The sequence below is a fragment of the Pseudomonas sp. PS01298 genome, from assembly GCF_029959745.1.
GTDB lineage: Bacteria > Pseudomonadota > Gammaproteobacteria > Pseudomonadales > Pseudomonadaceae > Aquipseudomonas > Aquipseudomonas aylmerensis.
Window position 1 is genome coordinate 17,158 of sequence record NZ_JASCPP010000020.1, and the last position, 23,636, is coordinate 40,793.

23 protein-coding genes and 1 pseudogene are annotated in these 23,636 nt (G+C 61.5%); 11 read left to right on the top strand and 13 right to left on the bottom strand.

Annotated features, from left to right (window positions below):
* Positions 1–94 precede the first annotated feature (94 nt).
* Together QMX97_RS10210 and QMX97_RS10215 are read right to left on the bottom strand one after the other, a co-directional pair.
* Entirely contained in the window at positions 95–898 is an 804-nt protein-coding gene (locus tag QMX97_RS10210) for a hypothetical protein (protein WP_282396846.1), read from the bottom strand.
* A gap of 217 nt (positions 899–1,115) precedes the next feature.
* Positions 1,116–2,189, bottom strand: coding sequence for an FAD-binding oxidoreductase (locus QMX97_RS10215; protein ID WP_282396847.1), 1,074 nt, complete (start codon positions 2,187–2,189; stop codon positions 1,116–1,118).
* Positions 2,190–2,422: 233 nt separating this feature from the next.
* On the opposite strand from QMX97_RS10215, the gene QMX97_RS10220 reads away from it, so the two are divergent.
* Positions 2,423–2,773 (top strand): hypothetical protein, encoded by a 351-nt coding sequence (locus QMX97_RS10220; protein ID WP_282396848.1) that lies wholly within the window; start codon positions 2,423–2,425, stop codon positions 2,771–2,773.
* Positions 2,774–3,111: 338 nt separating this feature from the next.
* Here the strand turns inward: QMX97_RS10220 and QMX97_RS10225 are convergent, their stop codons facing one another.
* Positions 3,112–3,450, bottom strand: a complete 339-nt coding sequence (locus tag QMX97_RS10225) for a hypothetical protein (RefSeq protein ID WP_282396849.1) — start codon at positions 3,448–3,450, stop codon at positions 3,112–3,114.
* Between the two features lie 247 nt (positions 3,451–3,697).
* Here QMX97_RS10225 and QMX97_RS10230 point away from each other — a divergent pair, with 247 nt between their 5' ends.
* Entirely contained in the window at positions 3,698–4,414 is a 717-nt protein-coding gene (locus QMX97_RS10230) for a hypothetical protein (RefSeq protein ID WP_282396850.1), read from the top strand.
* Positions 4,415–4,524: 110 nt separating this feature from the next.
* Positions 4,525–5,061: a hypothetical protein gene (locus QMX97_RS10235; RefSeq protein ID WP_282396851.1), complete on the top strand. Its 537-nt coding sequence runs from the start codon at positions 4,525–4,527 to the stop codon at positions 5,059–5,061.
* Between the two features lie 11 nt (positions 5,062–5,072).
* On the opposite strand, the gene QMX97_RS10240 is transcribed toward QMX97_RS10235, so the two are convergent.
* Positions 5,073–5,681, bottom strand: coding sequence for a LysE family translocator (locus tag QMX97_RS10240; RefSeq protein WP_106803149.1), 609 nt, complete (start codon positions 5,679–5,681; stop codon positions 5,073–5,075).
* 111 nt (positions 5,682–5,792) lie between these two features.
* Between QMX97_RS10240 and QMX97_RS10245 the strand changes: the two genes are divergently transcribed.
* Positions 5,793–6,656: a LysR family transcriptional regulator gene (locus QMX97_RS10245; RefSeq protein ID WP_282396852.1), complete on the top strand. Its 864-nt coding sequence runs from the start codon at positions 5,793–5,795 to the stop codon at positions 6,654–6,656.
* A gap of 13 nt (positions 6,657–6,669) precedes the next feature.
* Here the strand turns inward: QMX97_RS10245 and QMX97_RS10250 are convergent, their stop codons facing one another.
* On the bottom strand, positions 6,670–7,152 hold the full coding sequence (locus QMX97_RS10250; RefSeq protein ID WP_120449219.1) for a GNAT family N-acetyltransferase: 483 nt from the start codon (positions 7,150–7,152) through the stop codon (positions 6,670–6,672).
* Between the two features lie 95 nt (positions 7,153–7,247).
* Here QMX97_RS10250 and QMX97_RS10255 point away from each other — a divergent pair, with 95 nt between their 5' ends.
* The 3 genes from QMX97_RS10255 to solA all read left to right on the top strand — a co-directional run bounded on the left by QMX97_RS10255 (position 7,248) and on the right by solA (position 10,322).
* On the top strand, positions 7,248–7,598 hold the full coding sequence (locus tag QMX97_RS10255) for a hypothetical protein (RefSeq protein WP_282396853.1): 351 nt from the start codon (positions 7,248–7,250) through the stop codon (positions 7,596–7,598).
* Positions 7,599–7,695: 97 nt separating this feature from the next.
* Positions 7,696–8,955, top strand: a complete 1,260-nt coding sequence (locus QMX97_RS10260) for a hypothetical protein (RefSeq protein ID WP_282396854.1) — start codon at positions 7,696–7,698, stop codon at positions 8,953–8,955.
* Positions 8,956–9,137: 182 nt separating this feature from the next.
* A complete protein-coding gene (gene solA / locus QMX97_RS10265) occupies positions 9,138–10,322 on the top strand; it encodes an N-methyl-L-tryptophan oxidase (protein ID WP_083221397.1) in 1,185 nt (394 codons plus the stop codon).
* A gap of 52 nt (positions 10,323–10,374) precedes the next feature.
* On the opposite strand, the gene QMX97_RS10270 is transcribed toward solA, so the two are convergent.
* Complete coding sequence (locus tag QMX97_RS10270) at positions 10,375–11,001, bottom strand: glutathione S-transferase (protein ID WP_282396855.1); 627 nt, start codon at positions 10,999–11,001, stop codon at positions 10,375–10,377.
* Between the two features lie 141 nt (positions 11,002–11,142).
* On the opposite strand from QMX97_RS10270, the gene QMX97_RS10275 reads away from it, so the two are divergent.
* Entirely contained in the window at positions 11,143–11,769 is a 627-nt protein-coding gene (locus QMX97_RS10275) for a LysE family translocator (RefSeq protein WP_282396856.1), read from the top strand.
* A 10-nt stretch (positions 11,770–11,779) separates the two neighbouring features.
* Here the strand turns inward: QMX97_RS10275 and QMX97_RS10280 are convergent.
* The 5 genes and pseudogenes from QMX97_RS10280 to QMX97_RS10300 form a co-directional block, all read right to left on the bottom strand.
* Positions 11,780–13,519: pseudogene (locus QMX97_RS10280) on the bottom strand (OPT family oligopeptide transporter).
* A gap of 202 nt (positions 13,520–13,721) precedes the next feature.
* Positions 13,722–15,779 (bottom strand): methyl-accepting chemotaxis protein, encoded by a 2,058-nt coding sequence (locus QMX97_RS10285; RefSeq protein ID WP_282396857.1) that lies wholly within the window; start codon positions 15,777–15,779, stop codon positions 13,722–13,724.
* Between the two features lie 220 nt (positions 15,780–15,999).
* Positions 16,000–16,290 carry a DUF3144 domain-containing protein gene (locus QMX97_RS10290; protein WP_065904424.1) on the bottom strand — a complete coding sequence of 97 codons (291 nt, stop codon included), beginning with the start codon at positions 16,288–16,290 and terminating at the stop codon, positions 16,000–16,002.
* Positions 16,291–16,419: 129 nt separating this feature from the next.
* Positions 16,420–17,115, bottom strand: a complete 696-nt coding sequence (locus QMX97_RS10295; protein ID WP_282396858.1) for a tRNA (adenine(22)-N(1))-methyltransferase TrmK — start codon at positions 17,113–17,115, stop codon at positions 16,420–16,422.
* A gap of 24 nt (positions 17,116–17,139) precedes the next feature.
* Positions 17,140–17,850, bottom strand: coding sequence for a FadR/GntR family transcriptional regulator (locus tag QMX97_RS10300; protein ID WP_065904421.1), 711 nt, complete (start codon positions 17,848–17,850; stop codon positions 17,140–17,142).
* Positions 17,851–18,188: 338 nt separating this feature from the next.
* On the opposite strand from QMX97_RS10300, the gene QMX97_RS10305 reads away from it, so the two are divergent.
* A complete protein-coding gene (locus tag QMX97_RS10305; RefSeq protein ID WP_106803140.1) occupies positions 18,189–19,550 on the top strand; it encodes an MFS transporter in 1,362 nt (453 codons plus the stop codon).
* Between the two features lie 19 nt (positions 19,551–19,569).
* A complete protein-coding gene (gene gudD, locus QMX97_RS10310) occupies positions 19,570–20,895 on the top strand; it encodes a glucarate dehydratase (RefSeq protein ID WP_106803139.1) in 1,326 nt (441 codons plus the stop codon).
* A 109-nt stretch (positions 20,896–21,004) separates the two neighbouring features.
* Here gudD and QMX97_RS10315 read toward each other — a convergent pair whose 3' ends face one another.
* Together QMX97_RS10315 and QMX97_RS10320 are read right to left on the bottom strand one after the other, a co-directional pair.
* On the bottom strand, positions 21,005–21,358 hold the full coding sequence (locus QMX97_RS10315) for an addiction module antidote protein (RefSeq protein ID WP_106803138.1): 354 nt from the start codon (positions 21,356–21,358) through the stop codon (positions 21,005–21,007).
* A gap of 4 nt (positions 21,359–21,362) precedes the next feature.
* Positions 21,363–21,662: a type II toxin-antitoxin system RelE/ParE family toxin gene (locus tag QMX97_RS10320; RefSeq protein WP_282396859.1), complete on the bottom strand. Its 300-nt coding sequence runs from the start codon at positions 21,660–21,662 to the stop codon at positions 21,363–21,365.
* Between the two features lie 296 nt (positions 21,663–21,958).
* Between QMX97_RS10320 and QMX97_RS10325 the strand changes: the two genes are divergently transcribed.
* Positions 21,959–23,203 (top strand): acyl-CoA dehydrogenase family protein, encoded by a 1,245-nt coding sequence (locus QMX97_RS10325; RefSeq protein WP_282396860.1) that lies wholly within the window; start codon positions 21,959–21,961, stop codon positions 23,201–23,203.
* Positions 23,204–23,636 lie beyond the last annotated feature (433 nt).

The window sequence follows — 23,636 nt, forward strand, 5'->3', positions numbered from 1 at the left end:
GCTAGTCCAGAGACTGAGCCAGCACTGGTTAAGCTGACACGTATGACTGACTGCTTTTGGCCGATAGCTGCCTCTCGCCTACGGCTATAGAAACTTAACCACCATCCTTTTTGTATTGGTGTGTTTCAATCCAGTCATGCTTGCATGCCATACAGCGGTAAGCTGACCGATTTTCCATGTCACTGACAGTTACCCGAGCCCATTCGGTCTGACGAGTGTTCAAGTTGGTCACGCTACGTTGCTCACTACGCACACCCAGTAGCGTATCGGTTGAGCTTATGCAGCGTACGGTGTGCTTACCACAACGCACACATTGTTTTGGTACAAACATTCCCCACACATACCAGACCGCAAGCCCAGCGGTGCCGAGCCCCAATGGCCAAAGTGCCGCGAAGCTATTTGGGCGAAAGTAAATAGAAGCAACGCCGGCGGCAACGCCAGCGAGAGACAGCCAGAAAAGCTGAGTGCGGCTGCTCTTTTGTCGCCGGATGCCTGATTCACGCAATGAAAGCGCTTGGGCCTGCCCCTCCTTGACTACGTCAGCCACTGGCGCTGCAACGGAGCTGGAGAGGTTCGCGGCTTCCGCATTTACCATCGCTTCAAAATGAGCATCGACGGTGACCTTGATCTTCTGAATCAGACTTTTTCCTTCACCCCAGTCATATGCTTGACCACAAATTGTGTTGATGGTCAATCTAGCCCCGGGGTTGGCTGTGGTTACTGTCAGGTTAATTTGTTGACCAAAGCTCTTCATACTCCACTTTGAATCACAACTGATGACACCACCTGCACGGTCCGTGAATTTCAGTTTCATACCCTGGTCGGTTACTGCTTTCAACGCAGCCGAAAACAGTGAGCCACTATCCTTGTCAAGGTAGTGAAATGATTCCTTTGCCATGGTTCTACTTCCTAGCGGCTACGAGGGTGCGAAGAGTAACGGCATTATGCTATCTCCTTAAGGGTTATGTGAAAAATGGGGTTCCCCGTAGTTCTACAACACCGCATAGGGATAGCTCACTGACAGTTTTAGCGACACCAAATCGAGTCGTCTTTGGTTTTGCTAGGGGCATTAGCCTGGCCGCTTCTGACCGATTGCTGTCTCACAAAAGGATCTCCTACGCTTGGAAGAATCGATCGGGGCGGCATGGGCAAAGGGCACTGGACGCCTTGTCATCGATGATTTCCTCGCTGACAAGGCGTCCCACTACCGCCGCCAAAGTAATTCCGGGGTGCATTGCACACACATACACGCCGCCCACTTTTGGTAGATAACCGATCACGGGGATGCCATCGACAGGCATGGGCCGGAGTCCGACACAAGCCCATTCTGGTTCTATGGAAACAACACCATGGAGCTGGTTCTGGATTGCCTTGGCAGTTCGAAGCGCTATCGCTGCTGGCTGATTGTCCATGGTGTCGTCCAGGTAATCTTCTGCCGCCAGCAACGCACCATCTGAACTTTGCCGCACTTCCATTTCAGGGCTGGAGATTAGGGTGTGCACGAGGTTGGGTTGTGACTTGTAACGGATGAAAATGGCAGGCGAGGCCTCTATTGGCAGGGACACCTCAAGCATCTCTGTCAGCTTCGTGATGCCTGTCCCGGCTGCCAATACGACGATGTCGGCATCGATGATGCCTTTTGTTGTTTCGACTCCGGTCACCTTTCCATTCTGGGTTACAAACCCAAGCACTCGCGTCTGAGTGAGAACATTCGCCCCATATGCCTCGGCACCTGCGATTAACGCATGTGTAACTGTCACTGCATCCAGCGCCCCCTCTTCAATCGCATATAAAGCCGACTGAGGAGGGGTCTTGAGATTTGGTTCAAGGTCGAGAATCTGGGATCGAGACACCAATTTTGCCGAAGCATCGTTACCGGGGATCGGCAGCGCTCCACTCGGCGTCACGCTGTAAGACAAGGCACCTGTCCATCTTATCTTCAGGCCAGGCAGCTGCGTTTCGAGTCGGCGGTACTCCTTGATTGCAGAACCGCGCAGTTGCGCAATTGGGTCAGGGTCGGGGTGCGAGGTATTAATCCAAGCGAATGAACTGCCAGTCACTCCCGAAGCTATGCCTTCAGCCTCGACCACGGTGATATTCGCGCCTTTACCTGCCAAGTGATACGCCAATGACGCGCCCACGATGCCTGCACCAATGACAACGACTCGTTTGCCCTGACCATCTCCCATATCAACCTCCGTTCTGTCGATGTGTCTATGGTACGACAGCTGAATGATTTCATGACATGAGAGCCTGATCGTTCAGAGCGCTTTTTGAGTGTCTGCTTCTGGCCGATTGCTGCCCTTCACGACAAGCCGCTTTGTGTCTAAAGCAGCCCGTCCTGACGGCGAATATCTGTCAAACGCTTTTTCGATTACTCTACCTTCTGCCCTCCAGGCGCCGTCCAGCTTCGGGATATTGCATGGAAACTGTCGACACAAACCGCCTGAAGATCTGGCAGGCACTTTCAGAGTTTTTCCTCGATACAGAGATCACCGACTTGACGTTTGACTATGTCGCTCGCGTAGTCGTGGAAACAGGCTATTCGCCCCAGGAAATTCACAGCATCCTATGGGGTGAAGTTTTCCCGGTACTTGAAGCAAACCTCAAATCCATTGCAGGTGAATGGGCGGGCTGGACAGATGAGTGGCTGTTAGAGCATTTGTCGGTGTGTGAGGTCTCTACGAAAAAACAGGGTGACAGCAGCATTATTAAAGAAATCAGAAGATGCTGGGAGCAAGTGGCAACCCGCCTTCCGCCGGGATATGCCTGACCTGACTTCATCAATGCCCCCTGATGGCTAGCCGGGCGTATCGGCCAGAAGCTGGCGGTCACCTGATTTCGAACGCCCCAACTCTTGGTATGAGCCCCTCTCGTAGCCGCAGCCGCTCAAGGCGTCGCACATTGACCTGTCCGAAGGAAATCTTTAAGCGCCGCCTGATAGAGCGTCAATGGCTGATTGTCCGTATTGAAGAGTGCAAACGGAATCATGGTGAGATGTGAAAACGACGTGGAGTTGATCGAGTAGGTTTTCTGCCTGCAAAAGCGCTGATCCTTATTCAATATAAAATCAAACTTGAAAAGGTTTGTCCGCGTACACCAACTGGGGATCTAGCCCAGGCTCAGGCCCGTCAAGTACTCTTGTCCGCACGCGCCGCCAGATGAAAACTCCGAGATCTTTATTTCCAATGCCGGCAGGCTCGGGGCGGCAAGGCTGGAGCTCGTTTCCTGTGCATCAGGAATAACCTTGAGTGTCGCTGCGTAGGCGTCCTTGCCGAAGCGACTGGCTTTCCAGGGGGAGTTTATTGCGTAACTGAAGCTGGAGATGATTTCTTTTGTTTCGGGCTCAGCGTGTGCGTTGATTGTCGGCTGGGACGAATAAGACGTGCAGCCGGAACAGAGTATCGCAATGCTGACAAACACAAACCCATGGGCTATTAAGCGACGCATACTCAGTTTTCCCTAACCATCAATTAGCCGACATTCCTGTCGCTTAATGCCGTATGGCATCTTATCTACACCCCGGATTGCTGAATCAGAATAACAGGGCGAACTGTAAGCGCGACACATCGGCAGGGGGAAAAGGCAGCCGCCCGGCTTTCTTTGCCCAATCCAATGCGAGCCTGCGAACTTTGAAGGCAAACGCCTGCCCAAACCCCGTCATCACCAAGGTTGCGCCACTAACAGGGAGAAAATAATGAAGCAGGACGCCAGCAAGCGCTCATCAATTCATACCGGCTTGGGCACTGTCATCGCACGCCTGGGGCTGTTGCTCATCGTGCCGTTGGCTGTCGGGGGCTGCACCTTCAAGAAAACCGATGTCCAGGACCCGGCCGAGATGGCCAAGTACGACCCCGCCAGTACGGCGCGCATCCGCCTGATCAGCGGGCAAGGGGCCTACGCAGGTTTTGTCTCCGGCCAAAGCTGCGAGCAGTATTTCAACGACACTTACGTAAAAGCGCTGGCCGCCCGCGAGCGGCCGCAAGGATGGAATCCTTCGCGTATCGTGCCCAGCGGTCAGAGCGGCGATATCTTCGGCATGTGGCCTTCCGACTACCAGAACAATGTCATCGGCATGCCTCCCTCCCCGGTCAGCGCGAAGATCGATGAGACGCGCAGGTACTTCGATGAACATGTGGTCCCGGCCGGGCAGCCGCTGATCGCGTTTGTGGCGTTCGTCACGTCCGGGTCCAGTTGCTCTTCAGCGCCCGTGAGTTTTGTGCCACGCGCAGGCGCCGACTATGAAATCCGGCAGGCATTCCAGTCGCAAACATTCAAGACAACGTGCCGCAATGAGGTGGTTGAGTTGAAAGCCGGCGAGGAAAAGCCGATTTCCCCCAATTACTGCATCCAGGACGCGTCGGGCGATTATCACACCCGCAACGTGACCCCTGTCAGCCAGGCCGGGCAATAAGCCGACCGGGCCTGGTACACAATGGCGGCTGTGTGTGCAGCCACTTTCGCGCTGGCCCTTTTGCGCTGAAAAAAGGGCGTTCTTGACCGTCAATCCGCAGGGAGCACCTCATGTACACATCGCCGCGCGCGCTTAACTCGCTTGTCGGAATCAGCCTGCTGGCATTGCTCAGCGGGTGTGGAGCGCTGACGGATGTCCGCTCCTTCTCCACGCCCTACTCATCGCCCACCAGCGGCGACACTGCCCGCGTGCGAGTGATCAGCGACGGCATGGTCCGCGCCGTGCCCAAGTCGGACTGCATCAACTTTCGCCTGCCTGGCGCGGGGGTGATGGTGGCGCAGCGCGACGGCTATGCTGATCGCAACGGTGAAAAGCTCGGCATGCAGCCCACCGCCGTGCAGTTACCCTCCACCGTGGAGAGCGAGCTGCTGGTGCCCGCCGGGCAGCCCATCGCGTTTCATTACATCGGCAATCGTTGCTACAACATGTTCACTTTTGTGCCTGTTGCTGGCGCGGACTACGAACTGCAGGCGGCCGGGCTTGGTAGCTGCGCGGTGATCCTCAAGAGAATGCAGGTGGGCACACGCTCGTTCAGCTTCGAACCGTTGGGCGACAGCACGTTGTGCAAATGGGGCGACAACTTCTAAGGCCACGACCTTCAGCTATGCGCCGGCAAGGCCAGCCCGAACAGCACAAAAAAACCGCCGCAGACTTTATTGAAGCGGCGCCCGGTTCGGGCCAGCCAAGGGCGCACTCGGTGCGCGGCGCTGGCGACCAGGTATTCCACCACGAACTCCACGACGGCGTAGGTCAGCGCAATGGCGGCTGTCTGCGCGATGATGCTGCGGTGCGGGTCGAGGAATGGCGGGATAAACGCGGTGAACAGCAGCAATGCCTTGGGGTTCGAGAGGGCCGAAACCAGCCCCTGACGAAACAACGGCCAGCGGCGCAGGCTTGGTGTCGCAGTGGCCTCGAGGCTCACCGGCGGCGACCGCCACAGGCCAAACCCCAGCCAGATCAGATACAGCCCGCCGACCACCTTCAAGGCCGTGAACCAGGTGGCCGAGGCCTTGATCAGTGCGCCCAGGCCGAGCGCGCACAGCGTCAGCACCAGGGCAAAGCCGAGCACGCCGCCGCTGATGGTGAACAACGTCCTGCGGCTGCCGTGAAGGGCGCCATGGGTCAGCACCAGTAACGCATTGGGTCCTGGCACCACGGCAATGCCGCAGCAGGTCACCAGGTACAGCAGCCACGTGTCGAATGGCATGATCAGATCCTGCAAATAGGGGGCAAGCGCCTATCTTGCGAGTGAACAATCACCCTGAAAAGCGCATTATTCACGTCGCAGCCATTCGATTAACGAATACAGGTAAGTGCAATGCCGTCCAGCGATCTGCAGATTGATTGGCTCAAATGTTTCGTCGCCGTGGTGGACGCGGGGTCGCTCTCTGGCGCTGCCCAGGAGGTTAACCGGTCGCAGTCCGCCGTCAGCATGCAGATGAAAAAACTCGAGGCCGCACTGGGGCGCCCGCTGTTGAACCGTGGCCCGCGGCACCTGCAACTCACCGATGACGGCCAGACGCTGCTGGGCTACGCGCGCCGCATGCTTGCCCTGCACGCCGAGACCCAGGCGGCCTTCAACGGTGAGGCATTGACCGGACGCATCCGCCTCGGCGTTGCAGAGGACTACGCCGCCAGTTACCTGACACCGGTGCTCAAGCGTTTTTCGCCGCGCTACGCAGGGGTCGAAATCGAACTCACCTGTGAGCAGTCGACCACGCTGATCCCGCGTCTACGCAGCGGCGATCTTGATCTTGCACTGGTGTCCCGTGACTCGTCCCACAGCGGCACCTTTCTGTTCAGGGAGCCGATGGTGTGGGTGGGCTCGCCACAGTTCGAACTGTGGCGCCGAGACCCGCTGCCTATCGCGGTCTACGAAAGTGAAAGCCTGGCGCGGCGTTACGCGGTGAATTCACTGGCCCAGCAGGGGCGCCAATACAAGGTGGTCTACAACAGTTCCAGCCTCGCCGGCCAGGTGGCCGCCGTCGAGGGCGGCCTTGCGATTGCCGCGATCACCCAGTGCACCGTGCAGCCATCACTGCAGGTGTTGAGCGCCGAGCATGGCCTGGGCACTATCGCGCCGATGGAAGTCTCGATCCTGCGCAGCCGCGCCTCGCGCGGGTCCAAGGCGGTGAATAGCCTGCACGCGTTCATCATCAGCGCATTAAGGGCGCCGGTGTAGTCGACGGCCCGCGCTACAGACGCATTCCCATCTCCAGCGCACGCCTCTCAAACCCCAACTCGGTGTACATGCGCACGGCACGCTCATTGAACGACCACACCGATAGGCGCAAATCCTGCGCATCATTGTCGAGCGCCCAGTTTTTAACCAGGCCCATAAGGTGGCGCCCAATACCTTGGCCCCAATACGCTTCGGCTACGCACACCGAGCCTACACGCGCGACAGTCTGCGGCTGCATCAGCGGCCCACTGCTGGCTGAGAGGCTGGCGGTAATAAAGGCCACGGCCTCAAGGCCCGCATGCGCGATGAAGACAACCTGGCCCGCCTTTTCGAACCGGCCAGACCAATGGGCAAGATCGCGCGAAAAATCCTCGGTGGGCGCCGCATAGATATCGGGCCGCGCAGCATGGTGCACGTCGCAGAGCACTTGCCCCAGTTCACACAGGCTCAGTGCGTCATCGAGCGTGGCAAGTCGATAGGTAACAGCGTCGTCCATGAGGGGCGTTTTCCTTGAAATGGATTTGCACAATGCAACCAGCCCATTAGTCTGGGACCTCCTCGTGAAAAACACATGACATCCCGGAGCCCCGCATGCCCTTGACCCCACGCGAAGCCACGCGCCTGGAACGCCGCCTCGTCGCCACCCTCACCGACGCCTGCGAAACCGCCAAAGCCGAAATCCGCGGCTTCGAGTGGCTGACCCACACCGTCGACTACGCCGCCTTCCCCCAAAGCCTGCGGGTGATCTGGGTGTTCGACACCCGCGCCAGCAAAGACCAGGCCCTCGCCGCCGGCACTGACCAGCGCCTGCGTGAGCTGACCGGCATTGCGCTGGCCGCTGCCGAAGCTGGCGCGGTGCGCCTGGACCGCTGCGTACGCGTTGACAGCGAAGAAGAATGCCGCCTGCAGCACGGCGGTGATTGGCGTGTACGCCTGGGCTGAAAGGCGACACGCTCGACAACGCCTACATTTTGACTGCGCTGGCGCTCAATTTCTGGATAATGCCCAGCTCCCCGCCTCGATACGGAAATCCCGCCCGATGAAGTTGCCTGCGTCCGCCCTCGTCCTCGCCTGCGCCCTGCTGGCACCGTCCTTCGCCCACGCCGATGACGCCGCCCTGACCGACACGCTCAAGGCCTTCGCCCGTTGCGACGCGAGTTTCTTCAGCAGCTTGAACACCCATCGCGATGCCTGGCAGGCCTATGCGCCGCTCAAGCAGGAAAAGAACTACACCTGGATCGCGGTGAAAGATCGCACCAACCGCAACGCCAACGCCGTGCCGGTCAGCGCGCCGCCGATCGCCGGGTTGAAACTGCTGGCCTATAACGACGAGGTCGCCGACCTCGGCCCGCTGGGGCTCTACTATTACTGGGGCTTCATTGCGCAGGGCAATATCGATGAGGTGGCTCAGCGCCTGGCGCCGTTGCTGGACCAACCGAATTTCCTGTTCAAAGGCGAACACGAATACACGCGCAGCGAGCTCAAGGTCGGCAACAGCTGGCGCTCGATCAAGCCCCAGCCAGGCAAGGCGCCGGGCACGCGCAATGTCGAGCGCGTGCTGATCATCGAACCGGAAGGCAAGCAAGGCACACGGTCGCGGATCAGTTGTTCGGTGCAGGGCGGCGTCAACGCGGCGCTGCTGGCGATGTTGCGACCGGACATCGCGCCGGTCGACTACCCGCGTACCCAGGTTGAAACCAGCCTCGGCGATGTCGAGGTGCCGGCTGCCGTGCTGCAACGCCTCGACTCGCCGCTGCTGCAACCCAAGTTCAAGACGTTGAGCTACACCTACCTGTCCAAGAAGGGCGACGGCAGCGAGGATTCGCCGACGTCGGTGACGCTCAAGGCCGAGGGCGGCCTGCTGGTGAAGAACGAGGTCTACGGGCCGGTTTTCAACGTCGACCGCCTGATGCAGGCCGACCTGATCCAGCTGAAATCGAAGATGAACGGCGTGGGTGACGGGCGGGTCCTGCAAACCCGCACAGCCGAGCTGAAGCTGCCGACCAGCTGGACGCCGGGCCAGACGCTGACCGCTCACCTGAGCATGGTCAATGTGCCGGCCAAGCCCACCGACAAACCGCACGACACGACGTTGACCTGCAAGGTCGGCGAGCGTTTCCCGGCGAGCCAGGTGTTTGCCACGCTGACCGGGGACGCCATCCGGCTCGCGTGCGACCAGGGCGACTACAAAACTTCGCGCGCCTTCATCGAGGACCTGGGCGTCGCGCTGACGCTGGAATCGACGTCGAGCGAATTTCACTATGTGAATGAAATTACCGCGTTGGACGTGGTGCGCTGACCGGCAGCGTTATCGGTTGCCGGTGAGCCCTTCACCGGCAACGCAAAGCTCGGCACCTCGCAAAAACGTTGCGCGGTTTCGCCCAAGCGCACATTGACCGGCCTGAAACACCCCGCCCCCCATTGTGTTTTAGCCGCCGTTGCCCTCAACTAAGCGCCCTCCCTCTCTAGCGAGTATCGACAGTGGAACGTTATGAATCGCTGGTCATCGGCCTGGGCGCCATGGGTGCCGCCACCGTGTACCAATTGGCCAAAGCCGGGGTAAAGGTCGCCGGCATCGACCGTCATCATCCGCCCCATACCTTCGGCTCCAGCCATGGCGACACCCGCATCACGCGGCTGTCGGTGGGTGAAGGCGCGCAGTACGTGCCCATCGTGCGCAACTCGCACCGTATCTGGCGTGAGCTTGAGGCCGCGTCGGGGGAGGCATTGTTCGAACAATCCGGGTTGCTGGTACTGACCTCCCGCGATGATTTCGACCCCAGCGATGAATCGGACTTCACCTTGCGCACCATTGGCCTGGCCAACACCTACGGCATCGAACATGAAGTATTGGACGCGGCGCAGATTCGCCAGCGCTTTGCGCAATTCGCCCACGTGGCGGACAGCGCCATCGGCTATTACGAACCGGGCGGCGGCTTTGTGCGGCCAGAGCGTTGCATCGAGGTGCAGCTCCGGTTGGCTGAACAGCACGGCGCCACGTTGTATAAGGGCGAGACCGTGACCGCTATCCGCGCGGATGAGCACGGCGTCACCGTGACCACCGACCAGCGCACGCTGCAGGCCGACAAGTTGGTGGTGAGTGCGGGCAACTGGGCCGGCGGCCTGCTTGGCGCGCCGTTTGATCAACTGCTCAAGGTGTATCGGCAACAGCTGTTCTGGTTCGAGCTTGAGCCGGGGGCCGACCTGGTGGGGAAATCACCGACCTACATCCTCACGCACGGCCAGGGTGAGGGCAATACCAACTACGGTTTCCCGGCATTGCCCGGCGAGGGCACGTTGAAGATTGCCACGGCGCAGTACCACACCGCGTCCACCCCCGAAACACTCGACCGCACGGTCTCGGCCGCTGAGGAGCAGGCAATGTATGCGCAGCAGGTACGAGGCCGTATTGCCGGGGTCACGTCCAAAGTCGTCAAGTCGGCGGTGTGTGCCTACACGGTGACGCCGGATCACCACTTCATCATCGACCAGCACCCCACGCTGCAGCACACCCTGGTGGTGTCGCCGTGCTCGGGGCACGGCTTCAAGCACTCGGCTGCACTGGGCGAGGCATTTGCGCAGTGGTGTATCCGCGGTTCGAGCGACCTGGACCTGTCGGCGTTTTCGCTGAAGCGGTTTGCAGGCCAGGCATTAGCGCCGCAGTAAAGCGCTGGACATAAGGCAGGGGCGAGGCGGATAGGCCTCGCCTGCGCTGAGTTTATTTGGCAAACGCGTACTCGCCGCCCTGCTCCACCGCCTTGCGGTACGCAGGTCGCGCCTGGAAGCGCTGCACCCACGCCGCCAGGTTCGGGTAGGCCTGGAGCTTGCCCTGGGCCTTGGCGATTTCACCGATGAAGCTCATCTGGATATCCGCGCCGCTCAACTCATCCCCTACCAGGTAAGGCGAATCCGCCAGCACATCGTTCAAATAGCCCAGGTAGTTGACCAGCTCCGACTCGATCCGTGGGTGCAACGGCGCGCCCGCCTCACCCAGGCGGCCGACGTAGAGGTTGAGCATCAACGGCAGCATCGCCGAGCCTTCGGCGAAGTGCAGCCATTGCACGTACTTGTCGTAGGTGGCCGTGGCAGGATCGGGCTGCAGGCGGCCTGCACCGTGGCGGCGGATCAGATAGTCGATGATCGCGGCGGATTCGATCAGGACCAGCGCGCCGTCCTCGATCACCGGGGATTTGCCCAGCGGGTTGATGGCCTTGAGTTCCGGCGGCGCCAGGTTGGTTTTCGGGTCGCGCTGGTAGCGCTTGATCTCGTAAGGCAGGCCCAGTTCTTCGAGCAGCCACAGGATGCGCTGTGAGCGCGAGTTGTTGAGGTGGTGGACCGTGATCATGGCAAGCTCCGCAGGACGAGAGTGAGGGGTGTCTAGAACAAGACTACGCCGTCGCCGTGGAGTGCCCTGAATCAAACAGTATTGCATTCATGCCAAACCTGAGGATAACTGAGGGCCTTGCCTTCACCTGGACAGCTCGCCATGTTTGAACTCACCGCGCTCATCACCTATATAGCCGTGGTCATCGGCCTGTTCCTGATCCCCGGTCCTGCCGTGTTGCTGGTGATCACCCGTACCGTCCAGGGCGGACGCAAGGCCGGTATCGCGACCGGGCTGGGGGTGGCCACGGGCGACTTGATCCATACGCTCGGCGCGGCCCTGGGTTTGTCGGCGATCCTGATGACCTCTGCCACCGCGTTCAATCTGGTGAAATGGGCGGGTGCCTGTTATCTGATCTACCTGGGGGTTCGCGCGTTCATGGCCAAGGCCAGCACCTACGCACGCGCAGACCTGCCGCAGGTGACGCCGACGCAGGCGTTTTTCCAGGCGGTGGGCGCCGAGGTGCTGAACCCGAAAACCGCGATTTTCTTCCTGGCCTTCCTGCCGCAGTTCGTCCACCCGCAATCCGGCTCGTCCCTGCTCCAGTTCGCCGTGCTGGGCCTGATTTTCTCGGGACTCAGCGCGGTCTACACCAGCCTGATTTCACTCTCGATTCGCCCCTTGAGCCGCATGATCAAAGGCCTGGCCCGACTGCGGCGCTGGGAAGGCAAAATCATCGGCACGCTGTTCATGGGCCTGGGGCTGAAAATCGCCCTGCAACAGCGCTAGACAGGCGTGATCAGCCATTCACCATGGCCCATAACGACGCGCCGACGCCGGTGATGCTCTCCCCCGCAATCAACCCGGCGGCGGCGGTAATGGCAAAGCGTTCGGTGAGGCTCGCCCAGCGGCGGCTCACCAGCCAGGTGATGATGGCGCCGAGCGCCATCATCAGTGACACCGACGCCGGCAACACAAAGGCCAGGCCCAATGCAGCAGCGCTGGGCAGGTAGCGCGCCCGCTGGGTAGACAGTGTGCTGTCGAGAATGCCTAGCAGTACGCCAACCAGGCCCGCGATGGCAATCGCCCAGCGGATGCTGGTGGACAGTGACTCCAGGCCATGGGTCAGGGTTTGCGCCACGGCTTTCCAGGTGGCGACCGCCGGCGCCGGCCATTCTTCGGTCAGCAGCATGGCGTGCGGGTCCGGAATCAGTGCCAGGTAGGCGAACACCCCGACGATGCTGCCGATGAAGATCCCCAGGATCTGCGCGATCACCTGCTTGTGCGGCGTGGCGCCAATCGCCTTGCCCACCTTGAAGTCGTTCATCAGATCCGTGCATTGCCCGGCCGAGCCGCCGGCGGTGTTGGCGCTCATCAGGTTGATCGGCACCTGGCCGGGGGCGACGATGCCAAAGCTCAATTGAGACAGCTGCCCGATGGCGCCGATCGGTGGAATGCCGGTGGCGCCCACCACCCGCGCGGCCACGGCGGCCAGGCAGATCGCCAAGGGAATCGTCAACAATGCCATCCACAGGTTGATGCCGAACAACACCGCCTGCAGGCACACGACCAATACGATCGACAACACGAACCCCGCAGCCGGCCCTGGCCGGGGCACGCTCCAGGTGCGCCCGCCCGCCGCCTGGGTGGCGGCGCGCAACGCCCACAAGCGAATCGCCAATGACGCCAAGGTGGAACACACCATCAGGCTCACGCCCGGCCACAGCAACCACTCCACCTACGCTGCGAACTGCGGGCCACTGCTGTCGGCCGGCAACGTCACCAGGTGCTGCGCCAAAAGCCAAGGGCCGAGGCCGCCCCACGCGAGCAAGGCCCCCAGCAACAGGGTCAGGCCCACGCGAATACCGATGATGCCGCCAAACCCCACCAGCAGTAACGACGGGTCGGCGGTGAAGGTCAGGCGTTCCAGCGATGCGCTCGGCGCCCAGCGCGGGATCGCCCACCAAAACGTGTCCACCCACTTCACCAGCCCCGACAACAGCGCGGCGCCTAGCAGCACCTTCAAGCGTGTCGCGGCCTCGCGCCCGTGGTTGTAGATGTGCAAGAGGGTTTCGAGGGTGGCCATGCCTTCGGGGAACTTCAGTGCCTTGTCATTCAGCAACGAGGGCCGCAGGTACCAGGCGATCCAGATCCCCAGGAAGCTCACCGAGAACACCCAGGCGATCATCGGCAGTGCGTCCAGTTGGTTTCCGGTCAGCAGCGTGTAGGCCGGGATCGGCGCGACCAGCCCGCCGGAGATGATCGACGCCGCCGCCGAGGCGACGGTCTGGTTGATATTGCTCTCGTGCAGCGTCCACGGCAGTGGCTCGGCAGTGCGCCGGGCCAGGCCCTGCCAGATGGCATAACCGACCAGCAGGGCAATGATCGACATGTTGAACGACCAACCGATCTTCAACCCGGCGTACACATTGGAGGGCGTCAGCAGGATACCGAGCACGCTCCCGGTGATCACGGCGCGCAGGCTGAGTTCGCGTTCGACAGGGCCGCACGGAGGCAGCGTTGGCGAGGTTGCAGGCATGCGGATTCCTTTCGGCAAGGGAACAGGGCGACCTAACAAGTGAGCCCTGTATCCACCGAAGGTTCAGGTGGCGAACATAACCGGGGGCTGAAAATACCGCTGCTGTGCCGTGGGGGCGGGGTTACTCGCGAACGCGGCGGGTCAGTGACGGAGGCGGTGGCTGACCCGGCGCATTCGCGGGCAAGCCCGCCCCCACACCGGATCAGGCCAGGCGAAACCGCGCGGTGTTGTCGCTCAAGGCCTGGCTGCCTTTGCTCAGGGTGTCCGCCGCGCGATTGACCGCACGCGCACCGTCCAGCAAGCGCCCTGCCGCCTGGTCGACCTGCTGGATATTGCCGCTGACTTCATCCGCCGTCGCCGCTTGCTCCTCCACCGCCGTGGCGATCTGCGCCAGGGTGTCGGTGACGTTCTGCACTGCGCCGGCGATTTCGCCCAGGCGCGTGCCCAGCCCGGTGACCGACTCGGCATCGGTCAGCGCCTGTTCGCACGCGGCGCCCATCAGGTTGACCGCCTGGCTGACCGTGGCGCGCAGGCTGTCCACCGTGCCGGCGATCTGTGCGGTCGAGGCCTGGGTGCGTTGGGAGAGACTGCGGACTTCATCGGCCACCACGGCGAAGCCGCGCCCCTGTTCGCCGGCGCGCGCGGCCTCGATCGCTGCGTTGAGCGCCAGCAGGTTGGTCTGCTCGGCGATGCCCCGAATGGTGTCGACCACCGATTGAATCTGCTGGCCCTGCTGGCTGACTTGCTCCAGCGCATCGGCGGTGTCGGTGAGGCGCTGGTTGAGCTGCTGGATACTAGCCGTGGTGCGCTGGCTGTCGCGGCTGCTGTCCTCGGCGATGCGCCGCGTCTGCTGGGCACTGCCCGAGGCCTGTTCGCAACTCTTGGCGACGCCCATTGAGGTCGCGGCCAACTGGGTGGCCGCTGCGGCAATCTGGCTGATCTGCTGTTGCTGGTCCTCGACCTCGGTGAGGGTGCTGCCCGACTGCGTATTGAGGGTGAGCACCGCCGAACCGAGCTGCTGGGTTTCATGGTTGACCCCCAGCAGGCTGGTGCGCAACTGCACCACCGCGACGTTGAGCGCGGTGCTGATGGCGGCAAGTTCGTCGCGCCCTTCCACCGCCACTTCCACGCACAGGTTGCCGTCGCGCAGGGATTCGGCCAGCGTGGTGATGCCGCTGGCACTGCGGCGGATCGAAGCCTGCAGGCAGATGAACAGGTACAGCGCCGCCAATGCCAGCAGGCTGAAGGTCGCGGCCACCGGAACGAATTTTTGCAGCGAGCGGTCGCGGTAGTAACCGAGGCGCGCGTCCAGCGACATCAGCGACTGGTTGCGCAGCGCGCCCAGGCCGTCGAGCATCGCGTCGACACTGCCCTCAAAGGCTGCGGTATCGAGCTTGATGGTGCCGCCGAACACGCCGTCGTCGAGGACTTTGAGCTGGTTATCGAGCTGTTGCAGGCTGTTGTCGTATTGCGCCGTCCAGGGCTCCAGGCCGGCGTATTGCTTGGCTTTGAGCGACGCCGCGGCCTTGACCAACTGGTCGCGCGCATCGCCGATACGACCGCGCAAATCGCGCATCTGCAAACGGCTTTGCAGGGTGAACTGCCCCGAGGCGATGGACGACTGGCCGACACTGGCCATGCGGCCGATGCGCTCGATCAGGTCGGGGCTGTGCTGGGTGGAAATCTGCATGAGCAAATAGGTTTCCAGCCATGGGTCGAGGATCAGGCCGGCGTCCAGGGTGATCTGCTCGCGCAGGGTTTGCATCGCGGTCAGGGCCGACGTAAAGCGGTCATATCCGTCCGGCCACCAGCCCACGGTGCGCAGCGATTGCGAGTCCATGCCCTTGACGGTGGCTTGCAGCGCCTCGAAGCGCGCCAGGGTGTCGGCGCTGGCGTTCTGGCTTTTCAGCGACTCGCCCAGGGCCTGCAGGCTTTGCAGGATCAGCGGGAAATTCGCATCGACCTTGTCCATCGCCGCCTTCGCCGCGGGGGTGGGGGCGTGCAGGATGTCCGCGGCCTTCCAGCGCGCCGCCAGGTTGCGCTGGGCGGTCAATTGGGCATCCAGCGCATCGAGGGCCAGCAGTTGCCGAACGCCGGATTGCTCGCTGGAAATCACGGTTAACTTGTCGCGATAGTCCGCCCCAATCATCCACAGGCTGCCCGCCAGGGGCAGCATGAACAGGAAAAACAGGATCTGGAATTTGCGCGCAAAGCCGAAACGCCCGAGCAGGCGGATACCGGGTGACAAGAGGCTGTGCATGTCCGACTACTCCCCAAAAACAACCCACGCGTACAGCGGTGGGCAAAGCCTTGAAATGACTAACGGCAAAATGCCATGTCATTGATTGGGAAGGCACTAGCAAGATACGGGCCGCAGGGAGCATGCCCCGAAATAGACGGTGTGACGCACGAAGGCAGGTGAGGTGTGCGCGAAAATGGGGCAAAAGCACTCAAGGTCTGGGCACACCTGTAACAGTGAGCTATTTCACCAGCATGTACTGGCTGAAATTATTGATGTGATCGTCGAGGTTATCTTCAAGCATCATCCGGTACTGATCGCAGAAATACTTCAACATCGCCTCGCGCGCCTCGGCCATTTCCGCACCGGACTTGAAGTTGCGCGCACTCGCCCAGGCATTGAAACGGGTGGTGCCGAACATCATCGAGGCGCTGACCTCGCCGAGGTTTTCACAGGTCTTGAGTTGCTCGTTCGACAATTCGATATGCGCGTCTGCACGGTCATAGAAGGCTTGGTCAGTGGCGTCTGCCATGGCGGATGTCCAGGATAAGTGAATGATGGCCGCCATTGAACCATACCCCCCGCCCGCGTAGGAGCCCGGCCTGGCGCCAGCCTGCGCAAGAACACCACCGACAGCAGGCCCGGCGCCGACCAAAACGCATCAAGCCAGCAGCGAATTTATCCACCGCACCTGCCGCGCAACCTCCTGCACCTTCTCCTGCGGCACTGCCTGCCGCGCCTGCTCGAAACTGGCCAGGGTCTTCTGCTTCTGGCGCAGCATGCGCTGCCACTTGGCCAGGAACTCCGGGCTGCGCGCCTGCATCTGCAGCGGGCCGAAATACAGCTGCTCAGCGGTATAACTCACCGGCGGGGCACGCTCGGCCACAATGATTTCGTAGTAGAAGCGGTTTTCGCGCAGCAGCTCTTCAGTGAGGATCGCGTAACCGTTGTCCATCAACCACTGACGCAACGGCTGCTCGCCGCCATTGGGCTGCAGGACCAGGCGCTCACGGCCGCTCAGGTGCGCCTTGCCACTTTCCAGGATGTCGCGAATCGTCTCGCCGCCCATGCCGCAGAGGCTGATCGCGGTGATCTGGTCCGCCGGCGTTATCGCCGCCAGCCCATCGGCCAGGCGCACGGTAATGTGCTGCTCCAGGCCATTCTCACGCACAGTGCGCACAGCCGCATGGAACGGCGTGGTCGCCACCTCCCCCGCTACCGCCGCGGTGATCAACTCGCGTCGCATCAACGCGACTGGCAGGTAAGCGTGGTCCGAGCCGATATCGGCCAGGCGCGCGCCAGCGGGCACGTTCGCCGCCACGCGCTCCAGGCGCATGGACAATGTATGTGGGTTCAACAGCTGTTCCTTATCAACACAAAATTACTCACCCGAAAACCGATCCCGACTGTTGGTCAGGTGCAGCACCATTGCGGCGCGGGCAGCGTCCGGGTCTTGGCGCTTGATCGCGTTGAAAATCGCCTCATGCTCCAGGTTCGCCAACTGCCCCAGTTGGGCAAAGTCCGCACCGCCACGCTCATCGCCCTTGAGCTGGGTGCGCGGAATCATCGCATTGCCCAGGTGCAGCATGATTTCGGTGAAGAAGGTATTGCCGGTGGCCTCGGCGATCAACTGGTGAAAACGCTTGTCCTCTTCGACGCAGCTGTCGTTGTTCGCCAGCGATGCCTGGTAATCGTCGAGCGCAGTGCGCATGTGCGCCAGGTGTTCGTCGGTCCTGCGTAACGCGGCCAGCGCAACCGCCTGCACCTCCAGGCCCAGGCGCAACTCGAGCATGTTGCGCACACTGGCAACCGTGTCCACGTGCAAACGCAGGCCTTGGCGGGCGTGTTGCGCCAGCACAAAGGTGCCAATGCCATGGCGGGTCTCGACCAGCCCCGACGCCTGCAGCTTGGAAATGGCCTCACGCACCACGGTGCGACTCACGCCATGCTCAAGGACGATGGTGGATTCCGACGGCAGCTTTTCACCGGGCTTCAACTGCCCGAGCAGGATGCGCTGGGTCAGCGCGTCGACCACGCCTTGGGCAAGGTTGTTGGAGCGTCTACGGACGGGCATTCCACTATCAATCGGCATCGTTGCAGGTCCACGGGGTTGGGCTGGTGCGAGCTTAACATCCCGCCCGGCGACAGGGCTGGGTTGATTTGTCTCGGCCCAGCTTGTATGACAACCAATCTTAGCCGCTAACTCACGCATCACCACCAGCGTCAGGCGCCCGCATCACTCCTGGGTACCTAAATCCTCTAAAAGCCAAGTAAACACTGGCACATAACCAAAATAACTGGTCGATCATCGGCCTTATAAGAACAAATTCACTCACGACCGCATTGCAGCCTCCGGAAAATCACTTGTATGATGTCTATCAACAAGACACGCAAACCCGCATAAAAATAAATCAGGGGGAGTTTTGAATTGTGAACAATTCAAGCCATGCATCTGCCACTCCAGAAAGTGATTCAGTCCTCGCGCGCGCCGTGAGCAAAGTGAAGGGCCACGTGCTCCCACTGTTCGTGATCATGTTCATCCTCAACTACATCGACCGGGTCAACATCGGCTTCGTGCGCACGCACATGGAGCACGACCTCGGCATCGGCGCTGCGGCCTACGGCCTGGGTGCCGGGTTGTTCTTCATCGGCTACGCGCTCTTCGAAGTGCCCTCCAACATGCTGCTGCAGAAGGTCGGCGCGCGCATCTGGCTGACCCGCATCATGTTCACCTGGGGCATCGTCGCCACGCTGATGGCGTTCATCCAGAACGAAACCCAGTTCTACATCCTGCGCTTTTTGCTGGGCGTGGCCGAGGCCGGGTTCTTTCCTGGGGTGATCTACTACTTCACGCGCTGGCTGCCGGGTGTGGAGCGCGGTAAAGCCATCGCGATTTTCCTCAGCGGCTCGGCGGTGGCCTCGCTGATCTCGGGCCCGCTCTCCGGCGCGCTGCTGCAGATCGAAGGGTTCGGCTTCCACGGCTGGCAATGGATGTTCGCCATCGAAGGCCTGGCCTCCGTGGCGCTGGGGTTCTTCGTGTGGTTCTGGCTCGACTCCAACCCCCACGACGCCAAATGGATGACCCGCGAAGAACAGGACGCACTGGTCGGCGCCATCGACCAGGAACAGCGCGAGCGTGAAGCCCTGACCACGGTCAAGCCGACGCTCGGCAAGCTGCTCAAGGATCGCCAGATCCTGCTGTTCTGCGCGTTGTACTTCTGCATCCAGCTGACCATCTACGCCGCGACGTTCTGGCTGCCGAGCATCATCAAAAAGATGGGCGACCTGAGCGATGTGCAGGTCGGTTTCTTCAACTCGATCCCGTGGCTGATCTCGATCATCGCCATGTACGCGTTCGCGTCGCTGTCGAGCAAGTTCAAGTTCCAGCAGGCCTGGGTCGCGGCCGCGCTGTTGATTGCCGCTGCCGGCATGTTCATGTCCACCACCGGCGGGCCGATCTTCGCCTTCGTGGCGATCTGCTTTGCGGCCATCGGTTTCAAGTCGGCGTCTTCGCTGTTCTGGCCGATCCCCCAGGGTTATCTGGATGTGCGCATCGCTGCAGCCGTGATCGCGCTGATCAACTCCATCGGCAACCTGGGGGGCTTCGTCGCACCGACCACCTTCGGCTTCCTCGAACAGACCACCGGCTCGATCCAGGGCGGCCTGTATGGCCTGGCAGGCACATCAGTGCTCGCCGCAATCCTGGTGTTCTTTGCCAAGACCTCACCGTCCGCCGTACTGGCCTCGCCCGGCGCTGTGCCCGTGGGCGCAGCCATCAGCAAACCTCTCTGACCTTATCCAGGAACGTGCCATGAATACCCCAGTAGTCACCCACTTCCAAGTCATCCCCGTGGCCGGCCACGACAGCATGCTGCTCAACCTGAGCGGCGCCCACGGGCCTTACTTCACGCGCAATATCGTCATCCTCAAGGACAGCAGCGGCCGCACCGGTGTGGGCGAAGTGCCCGGCGGCGAACGTATCCGCGAAACCCTGGAGGACGCGCGCAGCCTGGTGATCGGCCAACCGATCGGGCAGTACCAGCGCATCCTCAACCAGATGCGCAGCACCTTTGCCTCGCGCGACGCGGGCGGTCGCGGCCTGCAGACGTTCGACCTGCGCATCACCATCCACGCGGTCACGGCGATGGAAGCGGCGCTGCTCGACCTGCTGGGTCAATTCCTGGAGGTGCCGGTGGCCGCCTTGCTCGGCGAAGGGCAGCAACGTGATGCGGTGAAAATGCTCGGCTACCTGTTTTATATCGGCGACCGCAACGCAACGAACCTGGCATATCGCAACGAGGCCGAGGCCGATGATGACTGGTTCCGCCTGCGCCACGAAACAGCCCTGACGGCGGAGGCCGTAGTCCGCCTGGCCGAAGCGGCCAAAGCCAAGTACGGCTTCAATGATTTCAAGCTCAAGGGCGGCGTGCTGAGCGGTGACGCAGAAATCGAAGCCGTCACCGCACTGGCCGAGCGCTTCCCCGACGCTCGCATCACCCTTGACCCGAACGGCGCGTGGTCATTGAAAGAAGCCATCCGCCTGTGCCGCGACCAGCATCACGTGCTCGCCTACGCCGAAGACCCATGCGGTGCCGAGAGCGGTTACTCGGGCCGCGAAGTCATGGCCGAATTCCGCCGCGCCACCGGCCTCAAGACCGCTACCAACATGATCGCCACCGACTGGCGCGAAATGGGCCACGCGATCCAGCTGCAATCGGTGGACATCCCGCTGGCCGACCCGCACTTCTGGACCATGCAAGGCTCGGTGCGTGTCGCGCAGATGTGCAACGAGTGGGGCCTGACCTGGGGCTCGCATTCCAACAACCACTTCGATATTTCCCTGGCGATGTTCACCCAGGTGGCCGCCGCCGCACCGGGCGACATCACCGCCATCGACACCCACTGGATCTGGCAGGACGGCCAGCGCCTGACCCACGAGCCATTGAAAATCGAAGGGGGCTACGTGAAGGTGCCCGCCAAGCCCGGCCTGGGCGTGGACATCGACATGGACGCCGTGGCCAAGGCCCATGAAGTGTACAAAGGCATGGGCCTCGGCGCGCGCGATGACAGCGTGGCGATGCAGTTCCTGATCCCGGGCTGGAGCTTCAACAACAAGCAACCCTGCCTGGTGCGCTAGGCACTCACACGCCCGCTCAATGCAGGAGTGGGCTTGCCTGCGATAGCAACTCTGAGGTGGCCTGCCCCATCGCCATCGCAGGCAAGCCAGCTCCCACCGGTGATCGTGGTCACTTCGCCGAGTGGGTTCGCTTGATCGGCTGCACCGTCAGCTCCACGCCTAACGCCAGCATCAGTTTCTGCACGGTCTCATAGCGCGTTTTAGACCCGCCCTTGAGCGTCTTGTACAGACTCTCGCGATTCACTCCCGCCGCCGCGGCAACCTTGTTCACACCTTGTGCCTTGGCGACCTCGGCAAGCGCCTTCATGAGGATCTGCGGGTCTTGCGACTTCATGCTTTGCGCAAGGTAAGCACTGATGGTTTCAGGGCTGTCGAGGAAGCGCGAAGCTTCATAGACCTGGGTACCGGAGGTATCCAGATCGAGGATCGGCATGTCCTCTGGCTTGAATGTCGAATTGCTCATTTGGTTAACCTCTCAGGGCATCCAGAATCTCTTTGGCGCGCTTGATGCCTCTTTGCTGGTCTGTTTTGTCACTGCCCCACAGCATCAAGTAGGCGGTGATGCCCGTGCGGACAAAGTAGATCCGGTAGCCGGGCCCGACAAAAATACGCATTTCACTGAGGCCGTTACCGGCAGGCTCGCAATCACCAAAATTGTTGTCTTCGGCGCGATCCAACCGAGTCAGAACCGCCACTTTTCCACAAACGTCCCCCATTCCATCCAGCCATGTATCAAACTCTGGCGTCCTGCCGATTATGTTGGTCACAGATTCACATGTAGCCTACTGGCTACTCCCTGCCGATGCTAGTGATTTTTCAAGCTGCGCAGAGCTCCCCGAAGAAAAAATCCTAGTTCACGCCCGGTACATGGGGCCGGGCGATTCTGTGAGTGCTTGTTTCCCGTCGCGCCGATAGAACCAGCCCGCAGTTCGATAGCAATTTTTCGTATTAAAAACCTCGTCACCGCTGGGTTAGGGTGGCGTCACCAGACCACTGGCCCCGTGCTTCTGACTCTTTTTTTCCAGCCCGACGCGTCCACGCGCAGGCACCGCCAGGTCAACCCATGTCCAATTCTGCCTTGCCTATCTGGGGCGCACCGCCGTCTGCCCGCTACGAACAATTGGCCGCACCGTTGCGCCCACTCTTCGCCCACATCCTCGCGCAGTCGGCCGAGCACGATCAGACGCGTGCCAGCCTGGCCGGTGTGATCCAGCAACTCACCGCCCTGGGCCTGCCGCGCTGGCGCCTGCCGCCAAGCCATGGCGGTCACGGCGCGACCCTGGTTGAGCTGCTCGCCGTGCTCACCGAACTGTCTGCCGCCGACTCCAACATCACCCAGGCCCTGCGGGGGCATTTTGGTTTTTGCGAAGATGTACTCAGCGCCAAAGACCCCGCCTGGCGCGCCAAGTGGCTCGACCGTCTCGGCGAGGGCGCGCTGCTCTCTCCCGGCAGCACCGAAGTCGGCAACCAGACCCGTGGCGATTTCGAAACCCGTCTGCACCGCGACGCAAGCGGCACCTTGCGCATCAGCGGCCGCAAGTTCTACACCACGGGCGCGCTCTACAGTGACTTGATCAACACGATTGCAACCGGCGAAGACGGCACGACCTACAGCGTGGTTGTCGACCTCAAGGCTGCCGGCGTGCAGGTCGTCGATGACTGGAACGGCTTCGGCCAACGCCTCACCGCCAGCGGCACCTGCATCTTCGACAGCGCGCCGGTGCTGGACAATGAGGCGCGCCCCACCCAACAGCGCTTTGGCCATGGGCAGTCGTTTTTCCAGCTTTATCACCTCAGCACCCTCGCCGGCATTGCCCGCCGCGCGGCCTTGAGTGGCGCCGAAGAACTCAGCCAACGCGCCCGCACTTTCACCACGGGCAATGCCGATGTCGCCGGCCAGGATGTGCAATTGCTGCAAGTGATCGGCGAAGTCGCCAGCCAGGCCTACGCCGCCCAGGCCATCGCCCAACAGGCGGCGCAGCGCCTGGAGCACACCGCGCAGTATGTGATTGCCCACGACCAGCCCGTGCATGACGACGACCCACAGGTGGCACTCGCCGAGCTGGAAGTGTGCCTGGCCGTCAACCCGGTGGTGGATGCCACACTCGCAGCGACCACCGCGCTATTCGACGCCCTGGGCGCCAGCGCCACCGCCAGCAACAAGGCACTGGACCGGCTATGGCGCAACGCGCGCACGTTGGCCAACCACAACCCGCGCGTCTACAAATCGCGGATCGTGGGAAATTACCTGGTAAACGGAACCTTGCCCCCGGCGCAGTGGCGAGTGGGCGTGGCCAAGACTGGATGAAATCACCAGCCAGCTCCCACATTTGATCTTCATATGCCCGGGGGCCTGAGCCATGCCTTGAGCCCCCTGTGGGAGCGGGCTTGCTCACGAAGGCGATCCGTCAGTTGATACATTCGGTGGCTGATCCACCGCTTTCGCAGGCAAGCCCCCACATTTGATCTCCATACACCCGGGATCCCGAGTCATACCAGGATCCCCCTGTGGGAGCGGGCTTGCTCGCGAAGGCGGTGGGTCAGTTAACTAATTCGTCGACTGACACAGCGCCTTCGCAGGCAAGCCAGCTCCCACAGTTGATCTCCATACACCCGGGATCCCGAGTCATACCAGGATCCCCCTGTGGGAGCGGGCTTGCCCGCGATGGCGGTGGGTCAGTTAACTAATTCGTCGACTGACACACCGCCTTCGCAGGCAAGCCAGCTCCCACATTTGATCT